Raw genomic sequence first — 9,178 nt, 5'->3', positions numbered from 1 at the left:
AAGGAGCGCAACGCCCTGATCCGCGCCGGCAGGGAGGCTATGGAATATGAGCGCACCAAGGTCGCGGGCATGCTTGAAGCCGACGACAAGCTGATGGTGGAACACGGCATGGAACTGCTCGGCGTGGTTGAAGACCTCCCGGAATGGATCCGCCTTGGCCGCACCGCGTGGCCCAAGTGCTATGACGTTATCGGCGATGGCGACGCCGCCAAGGGCAAGGCTGTCGTCGACATCGTCTTGGCCAAGAAGGAAGCTTTGGCGAAGAAGTAAGCTGTCCCCGGCGGGGAGGGCTTCCTTCCCGCCATTTCTCCGGGAGGTATCATGAAGGTTTTGCGCTGGCTCGACGAATGGGCCGAAGAATTTTGCGTTTCAATAATGCTGTCCCTGCTCATCATCCTTTTGGGGACGGAAGTGTTTTCCCGGTTCCTGCTCGGCAAATCGTTTTCATGGGTTGAAGAGCTCTGCCGTTACCTGTTCGTATGGGCGTCGTACCTCGGCGTCGCCATTGCGGTGAAGCGCAAGGAGCAGCTCCGCATCCTCATGCTCATGGATACGCTGGAAAAGCATTTCCCGCGTCTGGTGAAAGTCTGCTACGTGGTTTCCGAGCTTTCGTTCGCCGCATTCTGCATGCTCGTTTTTTACTACAGCATCAACATGCTCGAAAACATGACCCGTTTCAAGCAGGTTTCCGCCTCCCTTGAAATCAATGTGATGTACGCCTACCTGATCATCCCGCTCAGCATGGCCGTTACGACGTTCCGCGTGCTTCAGGGCCTGTACCGCGATTTTCGGAACAAGACGCTTCACTTTGAAGGCAGGGGGGATTAAGCCATGCTGCTCGTTTTGTCATTCCTCTTTTTCATGTTGCTTGGCTTGCCCCTGTTCGGGGTTATCGGGCTTGCGTCCATCATTTCGATGATCGGGATGCCGTTCCCGATGGAGTTCATCCCCCAGAACCTGTATACCGGCATGGACCAGTTCCCGCTCATCGCCACCATCGGCTTCGTGATGGCGGGGTTCCTCATGGAGCCCGCCGGGATCACCGGCGAAATCATTGAAGTCGCCAAGAAGGCGGTGGGCAACATCCGCGGCGGCCTCGCGATGGTGACCATCCTCGCCTGCATGATCTTTGCGGCGCTCAGCGGATCCGGCCCCGCCACCACGGCCGCCATCGGCAGCATCATGATCCCCGGCATGATCAGCGCGGGATACCGCAAGGACGACGCGGCCGCCGTCTCCGCCACGGGCGGGACGCTCGGCATCCTGATCCCGCCGAGCAACCCGATGATCATTTACGGCGTCGTGGCGAATACGTCCATCGCCGGGCTGTTCATGGCCGGGTTCATCCCCGGTTTCGTGCTGACTACCGCCATGTGCGTCACCGCCTACTGCATCGCCCGCAAGCGCGGCTATCAGGGCACCGGTGAAAAGTTTTCCGCTTTGGGCCTGCTCAAGGCGATTTGGAACGGCAAGTGGGCGCTGGCGACCCCGGCGATCATCCTCGGCGGCATCTACTGCGGCGTGTTCACCCCCACCGAAGCCGCCGAAGTGGGCGTTCTCTGGACGCTGTTCGTGGGCCTGTTCGTCTACCGCAAGCTGACGTGGAAGAACATTTCCTCGGCGCTTATCCGCACTTCGGCCTTCGCCGGTTCCGCCACGGTGCTGGTCGGCGTTTCGATGGCCTTCTCGCGGCTGCTCACCCTGTACCACATTCCCCAGACCGTGGGCGCGTTCCTCGCCTCCATCTCCACCGACCCGACGATCACCCTGCTGCTCATCGCGTTCTTCATCTTCCTGTGCGGCTTCGTGGCGGATACGCTGGCGATGGTCGTGGTGCTCGCGCCGGTGTTCCTGCCCATTACGAACGCCCTCGGCATCCATCCGATCCAGCTCGGCGTGCTGTTCGTGGTGTGCTGCGAAACCGGGTTCCTGACGCCTCCCTTTGGCGCGAACCTGTTCATCACCATGAAGATCACGGACGTGAAGCTTGAGGAAGTGGCGCTGAAGGCCTTCCCCTACTTGTGTACAATCTGGCTGCTCATCATTCTTATCGCGGTCTGCCCGCAGGTGGTGATGTTCCTGCCGAACCTGCTCATGTAAGCCCTCCCGGGGGCCCTTCGTGCGGCGGATTTGCCCATCCGTCGCGCGGGGGGATTCCCCTTCATGTCAACCTTGCGGAGTTTTTGTCATGATCCTCGGAAAGATGAAGTCGCTGCTTGTCGTGCTGGCGCTGGCCCTTTTGTCGGCGCCCGCCGTACAGGCCGCGCCCGCCAAGCTTTCGAGCGCTTGGATGGGCGAACACGAAACCTTTGTGGCATGGTACGCCAAGCAGCAGGGCTGGGACAAGGAAGCCGGGCTGGATCTGGCGATGATGCCTTTTGATTCGGGCAAGAACATCGTCGAAAGCCTTGCCGCCTACGACTGGGCCGTCGCCGGCTGCGGCGCCGTGCCCGCCCTGACCACGCCGCTCAGCGACTACCTGTACATCATTGCGGTCGCCAATGACGAATCCGCCAACAACGCCATTTACGTGCGCAAGGACAGCCCCATCCTTGGGGCCAAGGGGACGAACCCGGCCTATCCCAATGTGTACGGTTCCGCCGTAACCGTACAGAAGGCCGACATCTTGTACCCCAAAAGTACGTCCGCGCATTACCTGCTGGACACATGGCTGCGTATCCTCGGCCTTGGCGAAAAGGATGTGAAGCTTCAGGAAATGGAACCCACCCCGGCCCTGAGCGCCTTTACCGGCGGTGTGGGCGATGCTGTGGCTTTGTGGGCGCCGCTGACCTATGAAGCGGAGGCCAAGGGGTTCAAGGCCGTGGCGGATTCCAAGGACTGCGGCATCACGCAGCTTGTCCTGCTGGTGGCGAACCGCCGTTTTGCGGATCAGCACCCTGAGCAGGTGCAGGCGTTCCTCAAGATGTATATGCGCGGCATCGAAGCCCTGCGCGCCAAGCCCGCCAAGGAGCTTGCCGCCGACTACGTCCGTTTTTACAAGGAATGGACTGGCCGCGATCTGACGCCTGAAATGGCTGTTGCGGACATCCAGAGCCATCCGGTATTCACCCTTGACGAGCAGCTTGCCATGTTCGCCCCTGGCGGCAGCGTCCAGAAGGCCCTCAACGAGATCGTGGACTTCTCCATCAGCCACGGCAACTTTACCCCGGAACAGATCGACAAAATGAAGGGCAAGACGCAGGTTACCGCCCGTTTCCTTGAGGCCATCAAATAGGCCGCCTGAAAACAGGGCAGCCCAGCCCCTTTCCGGTTCACGCCGGGAGGGGCTTTTGTTTTGGCTGTCCCATAGGAAATGGTTGATGCTTCTCAAGGCGCCGTCAGAGCGTGTGGCTGCTTCATCTCCACAGCACGGTGGACATACGGCCTTTTCTCCAGTTTTCTCCTTGGCGGAATCCCTGATTAAGGCATTTTACCGGTTATTCCTCTGAAACTTCAAGGAAAAAAGCATCAGCCATTTTTTAGGTCGTGTCGTCAGTTAGATATGATCTATTGAAATGATTGAACTGTTTTTAAGTCACAAAAAAGATTATTTTAAATAGTTTCCAATAATTATATATAGAATAACGACACGGTCTAGGCCACAGCCGTTCTCAAAAGTCCAACGGAACAACCAATAAAATGCCCCAAGCATGAAGCCCATCGCCGGAAAACTGGAGGAAAGGCCTGTATTTTTCAGCATACTGTGGGGAACAAACAACCACATGCCATGACGGGCCCCTGCTTTTTTGCCGTAGTATCCGCTTCTTCAAGCGGTTTTGCGGCAAAGGGGAAAATCGTGATCTTGATCACGGCGCCGGGCTTCCGTAGGGTGTAGGGATGGGCATACGGAAAGAAAACCCCGGAGGGATCCGCCATGAAGGAATATAGGAACATCATTGAAATAGACAGGGATCGCTGCAACGGCTGCGGACAGTGCGTGCTGGATTGCGCCGAGGGCGCCATTGCGATCATCGACGGCAAGGCTGCGGTGGTTTCGGACAGCTATTGCGACGGGCTCGGCGCGTGCCTTTCCGGGTGCCCGCAGAACGCGCTGGCCATCGTGCGCCGGGAAGCCGCGCCCTTCGATGAGGAGGCAGCCATGCGCCACGTCGCGAGGCAGAAGGAGGCGCGCAGGCAGCAGCTTTTCCAGCCGCTCGGCAAGCAGGAGCCGCATGGGACGCTCGGCTGCGGGTGTTCCGGGACCACCGTGCAGGAATTCGCCCCCCGGAAGCCGCAGGGAAACGAGGCGGCGGGGCCGGTCGGCGAAAGAAGGCAGACATGGCCCGTCAAGCTGCGGCTCGTGCCGCCGTCCGCCCCGTTCCTCAAGGATGCGGACATCCTGCTTGCCGCCGACTGTTCGGCCCCCGCGTCCGCCCGTTTCCATGAGATCGCGTCTGGAAAGGTCGTGCTGATCGCCTGTCCGAAGTTTGAGGACAATCAGGAAATGCGCGCCCGTCTCGTTGCGCTGTTTACGGAGGCGCGCCCGGCCTCGGTGACGGCCCTGCGTATGGAAGTCCCCTGTTGCCGGGGCATTGCGGCGGTTTGCCGTGAAGCCGCCGGGGAGTGCGGCATCCCCGTCCATGAGCTTGTCATGGGCCGTGATGGGGAGTTGTGCCCGCTGAATGGGTGAGGGGGAACGGAGAGCCGGGGGAGGGGAACTTTTCTGGAGAAAGGTTCCCCTCCCCCGATTCCAAGGCTTTCGGCTGGTGGGGAGGCTGCACGCAGGGAGTCCGTCCCGATGGGGGGCGGGGGAGGATATTGCGGTGTGCAGGGATGGGAAGCGGTTATCTTATGAGATAACCGTTTTGTTTTATGGGCTTCAGCCTGCTGATGGCGCGAGGCGGCCGAAACAAGAAACCACCCCTATATGGGTGGTTTCTTGTTTTTTCTTTATGGTGTTTTCCCCTCCCCGTATAGGGCCGTGGCCGCATCAGGGGCAGGGTCTGGGCCCTATTTCCCCCCTCCGCGCGGGGCTGCGGTCGAGTCCCGGACAATCAGGTGGTGTTTGAATTCGACGCGGGTGATGTTGCGGCCGGACGACTCGCCGGACATTTTTGCGTGAAGTATTTCAAAAGCGTTGCGTCCCTTGTCCGCGATGTAGTGTTCCACCGTGGTCAGGCCCACGGGGAGGAACTGCGAGGGGAAGATGTTGTCGAACCCGCACACGCTGTAGTCTTCGGGAACCCGGCGGCCTTCGGCCCGGATAGCGTCGAGCACGCCGTAGGCCACCATGTCGTTGACCGCGACAAAGGCTGTGACGCGCCGCCGTTCGCCGAGGCATTTGCGGGTCAGCTCGAAGCCGACGGCGTGTTCGATGGAAATGTTGTCCCGCTCCTCCTTGGGCGTCACCTCGCGGGAGCGCACGATCACCGAACCTTCCGGGCACTCGTCGCGGTAGGTGTCGCGCACGCCTTCCAGACGGCGGACGCGGGCGGAGTTGGCCTCGTTCAGGGTGGTGGAGATATAGGCTATGTGCTTGTGCCCAAGGCCGATCATATAGTGGGCGATAATGGCCCCGGCGCTGTAGTTGTTCATCTCCACGGTGTCCACATTGAGGCTGGTGTTGCGGTCGCCGATGACCACAATCGGCACGAGCCTGTTCACGCGTTCCACGAGTTCGGTGGACTGCGGCATCATGGTGAACACCACGCCCGCAAGATCCGAGCCGGATACCGCGTTCAGGATGCGGATCTCGTTTTCGGCGTCGCGGTAGGTCGTATAGACAAGGGTGTCGCAGTCCCTATCGGCTGCGGCCTGCTGGATGGCCTGCACGATGGTGGAATAATAGGGGTTGAGGACGTTGGGGCAGACGATGAGGACTGTCTTGCGATCGAAGAGGGAGGGCCGCTTTTTGGCTGTGGGAGCGTAACCAAGGGCCTCGGCGGTTTCCCGTACCTTGCGGACGGTATCGGCGGAGAAGGAAACATCCGCCCGCCCGCTGAGGATCATGGAAACGGTGGCGGGGGAATACCCGGACTGCCTGCTTATATCAGCCAAGGTGACTCTGGTTCTGGGGCTCACGACATCCTCTTTTTCGTTGTTTTGGGGAACATATAGACACAGACCTTTCAGGTGTCAAACCGGGCTTGGGGATATTAAATTTTTAATTACAATATGTGAAAAAAAGAAGATGAAAAAGGGTATTTTTGAAAAATTCATTTTTTCAACAAAAAGACACAAACGGTATATTGCCATATCTCGGATTAGATGGCATGGTTTCTGCGGTATTATGCTAATAGGGGCGGAACGGAGCCTCTTTCGGCATTGAAAATGAGGCGGAGTTTTTATTAAATTTTTAATGAGCGGACGGCGGATCCTCAGACGGCCTCGCCCCGCGAATCCCTCACCCGGCGCCGCGGAAGAGGCGGACGGGCAACCCGGACGGCGGAAGGCCGTCCAAGGAGCATCGCATGAGCGCACCCAGCAAACGGGAGATCCGCAAGGTCGTCCTTGCCAGTCTGCTCGGAGCCACCATCGAATGGTACGACTTCTTTCTCTACGGGGTTGTGGCGGGCATCGTCTTCAACAAGCTGTTCTTCCCCACCACCGACCCGTTCATAGGCACCATCCTTGCCTACAGCACCTTTGCCATCGGCTATCTGGCGCGTCCCCTCGGCGGGTTCGTCTTCGGCCACTTCGGGGACAAGCTCGGACGTAAGAGCATGCTGGTGCTGACCATGCTCATCATGGGGCTGGCGACCATCGGCATCGGCCTTGTCCCGACCTATGCCCAGATCGGCATTGCCGCGCCGATCATCCTCCAGACCCTGCGCCTCTGTCAGGGCCTTGGGCTGGGCGGCGAATGGGGCGGTGCGGTGCTCATGACCTATGAATACGCGAGCAAGCGTGAACGCGCCTTCTACGCCAGCATCCCGCAAATGGGCCTTGCCACGGGGCTGTGCCTTTCTTCCGGCGTGGTGGCGCTCCTGTCGTGGGGGCTCTCGAACGAGCAGTTCATGGCATGGGGCTGGCGCTGCGCGTTCCTGATCAGCGTGGTGCTGGTGGGCGTGGCCCTTTATATCCGCATGCACATCCTCGAAACCCCCGACTTCCGCAAGGCGCAGGAACGCGGCAAGACCGAGCACAAGAGCCTGCCCATCGTGCGCGTTTGCAAGGATCACCCCGGCAACATCGCGCTCGGCGTGGGCGCGCGCTGGATCGACGGCGTGTTCTTCAACGTGCTTGCGGTGTTCGTCATTACCTATCTGGTGCAGTATGTGGATGTGCCCCGCACGCAGGCGCTCACCGTGGTGATGATTTCCGCCCTGGCCATGTGCCCGTTCATCCTGATCGCCGGGCGTCTGGCCGACCGTTTCGGGCGCGGCAAGGTGTACGGCTTGGCGAGCCTGCTCTGTGGGGTGTCCATCTTCCCCTCCTTCTGGCTGATGGAAGGGAGCGGCGGCAACCTGTTCCTCATCGGGCTTGCGATTATCATCCCTCTGAGCGTATTCTACGCGGGCGTGTTCGGCCCTGAGGCGGCGCTGTTCTCCGACCTGTTCCCGCCGGACGTCCGTTATACCGGCATTTCCATCGTGTACCAGTTCCCCGGCTTCCTCGTCGCGGGCATCGTGCCCGGCCTGTGTACCCTGTTTATGAAGTGGAATGACGGCGATCCCCTCTACGTCTGCCTGTTCACGCTTCTTGCCGGCCTCACGAGTGCCGTGTCCGCCTTTATCATCCAGCGCAAGCACAACGCAGCGGTTCGCAGAAGCGCCGACGGCGAAGTTGAGCACGTGTAAGATGCCGTAGCGGAATTGGGGCTTGGGGAGGGTGGGGCCTTTCTGGAAAAGGGGCCCTTCCTCCTCCCTTTCCTCCCTGCCAAGCGGGCCACGGGATGGGGGCGCGTAACGGGCATCCGTTCCCGCTGCGGGCCTCGGCTTGAAAGGCCGGAGGCGTGGGGCATTGCGCGCGGAGTAGGCCGGAGGAGGAAAGCCCCCAAACCTCTCCCGGCGGGGTGCATTGCGTGCGGAGTGGATCGCCGGAAACGGAGCCTATCCGATCCGGCGAGGTTCATGGTTTTTAGATGATGCGCGGAAGCCGTTGCGCTTCCGCACAACCGATTGAAGGTAAGCGAAATGCGTATCCTGCATCTTTCCGATTTTCATTTGCGCGGCGACGGCGGCCTTTCGTTCCGGGTGGTGGACACCCTCGAATGCCTGCGGGTTGCCGCGGATCATCTCAAGACGCTTGTTCAAAAGCCCGATGCCTTGGTCATCACGGGCGACTTGGCCGACAGCGGGGACGCGCACGCCTACAGCCTGCTGCATGAGGCGCTTGCGCCGCTTTCCCTGCCGGTGTACGCCGTGCCCGGCAACCATGATCGCCGCGACAGGATGCGCGAACTGCTGGGGGGCTGGTGCCCCGCCGACGCTTCCGTGGCCCCATACCTGTGCTATACCGTGGAAGATGGCCCGGTGCGTCTGGTCATGCTGGACACGATGCAGCCGGGTTCGCATTCCGGGCACTGCCCTGAGGCCGTGGCGGACTGGCTGGAACGGACGCTTGCGGCCCGCCCCGGCGTCCCGACCCTGCTGTTCATGCACCACCCCCCATTCGTGACCGGCATGGGCGCGATGGATGAGCCTTTTGAAAATGTGGGCCGCCTCGCCGACATCCTGAGCCGTTCGCCGTGGGTGCGCCTGAGCTGCGGGCATATGCACCGCCCCATCGTGACCCAGTGGGCGGGCCGCATCGCCCTGACCGCCCCCGCCGTGTCCATGCAGATCGATCTCGACCTTTCCCCTGAGGGCGGGGACACCTTCCGCATGGAAACCCCCGGCTACCTGCTGCACCATTGGGACGGCACTGTCCTGAACAGCCATATTTGCCAGATTCCGTGTTCGCCCACGTTCTCTGGCCCCCACCCCTTTGTCGGCTCCGTGAACCCCGTTGAAGGATAGCAGATCGGGACGGCATTCCCCCAAAAAAGGTTCCCCACCGGACTGACGGCGGGGAACCTTTTGTTTTTGGCCCTGTCACGGGATGCGGCTGTTCCTTTGCCGCATATCGTGAAAACGCACACTGCAATATCGTGAAAATACAGCTTTCCTCTCTCTCTCTCTCTCTCTCTCTCTCTCTCTCTCTCTCTCTCTCAGCCAATTCGGTTGGCGGGCTTCATGGCCGGGCCTTTTATCGGTCATTCCTTTGGGGCTTCAGGAAGGCATCAGCCGTTTCCCGT

8 protein-coding genes and 1 pseudogene are annotated in these 9,178 nt (G+C 60.3%); 7 read left to right on the top strand and 2 right to left on the bottom strand.

Annotated features, from left to right (window positions below; translation table 11 throughout):
- The 5 genes and pseudogenes from ACZM8Y_RS04320 to ACZM8Y_RS04300 form a co-directional block, all read left to right on the top strand.
- Nucleotides 1-270, top strand: a pseudogene (locus ACZM8Y_RS04320) (TRAP transporter substrate-binding protein); the annotation flags it as partial.
- A gap of 51 nt (nucleotides 271-321) precedes the next feature.
- On the top strand, nucleotides 322-828 hold the full coding sequence (locus ACZM8Y_RS04315) for a TRAP transporter small permease (protein ID WP_302552300.1): 507 nt from the start codon (nucleotides 322-324) through the stop codon (nucleotides 826-828).
- A gap of 3 nt (nucleotides 829-831) precedes the next feature.
- Nucleotides 832-2,100 (top strand): TRAP transporter large permease, encoded by a 1,269-nt coding sequence (locus ACZM8Y_RS04310; protein ID WP_302552299.1) that lies wholly within the window; start codon nucleotides 832-834, stop codon nucleotides 2,098-2,100.
- An 88-nt stretch (nucleotides 2,101-2,188) separates the two neighbouring features.
- Nucleotides 2,189-3,235: an ABC transporter substrate-binding protein gene (locus ACZM8Y_RS04305; RefSeq protein WP_302552298.1), complete on the top strand. Its 1,047-nt coding sequence runs from the start codon at nucleotides 2,189-2,191 to the stop codon at nucleotides 3,233-3,235.
- A 639-nt stretch (nucleotides 3,236-3,874) separates the two neighbouring features.
- Nucleotides 3,875-4,630 carry an ATP-binding protein gene (locus tag ACZM8Y_RS04300; protein WP_479859894.1) on the top strand — a complete coding sequence of 252 codons (756 nt, stop codon included), beginning with the start codon at nucleotides 3,875-3,877 and terminating at the stop codon, nucleotides 4,628-4,630.
- Nucleotides 4,631-4,950: 320 nt separating this feature from the next.
- Here the strand turns inward: ACZM8Y_RS04300 and ACZM8Y_RS04295 are convergent, their stop codons facing one another.
- A complete protein-coding gene (locus ACZM8Y_RS04295; protein ID WP_479859967.1) occupies nucleotides 4,951-6,021 on the bottom strand; it encodes a LacI family DNA-binding transcriptional regulator in 1,071 nt (356 codons plus the stop codon).
- A 389-nt stretch (nucleotides 6,022-6,410) separates the two neighbouring features.
- On the opposite strand from ACZM8Y_RS04295, the gene ACZM8Y_RS04290 reads away from it, so the two are divergent.
- Together ACZM8Y_RS04290 and ACZM8Y_RS04285 are read left to right on the top strand one after the other, a co-directional pair.
- Nucleotides 6,411-7,739, top strand: coding sequence for an MFS transporter (locus ACZM8Y_RS04290; RefSeq protein ID WP_302552295.1), 1,329 nt, complete (start codon nucleotides 6,411-6,413; stop codon nucleotides 7,737-7,739).
- Nucleotides 7,740-8,075: 336 nt separating this feature from the next.
- Nucleotides 8,076-8,900: a phosphodiesterase gene (locus ACZM8Y_RS04285; protein WP_302552294.1), complete on the top strand. Its 825-nt coding sequence runs from the start codon at nucleotides 8,076-8,078 to the stop codon at nucleotides 8,898-8,900.
- A gap of 75 nt (nucleotides 8,901-8,975) precedes the next feature.
- Here the strand turns inward: ACZM8Y_RS04285 and ACZM8Y_RS04280 are convergent, their stop codons facing one another.
- Nucleotides 8,976-9,140 (bottom strand): hypothetical protein, encoded by a 165-nt coding sequence (locus ACZM8Y_RS04280; protein WP_489501595.1) that lies wholly within the window; start codon nucleotides 9,138-9,140, stop codon nucleotides 8,976-8,978.
- Between the last annotated feature and the right edge of the window lie 38 nt (nucleotides 9,141-9,178).

Source organism: Bilophila sp., assembly GCF_057864385.1.
This window is presented reverse-complemented; position numbering and strand designations above follow the sequence as displayed.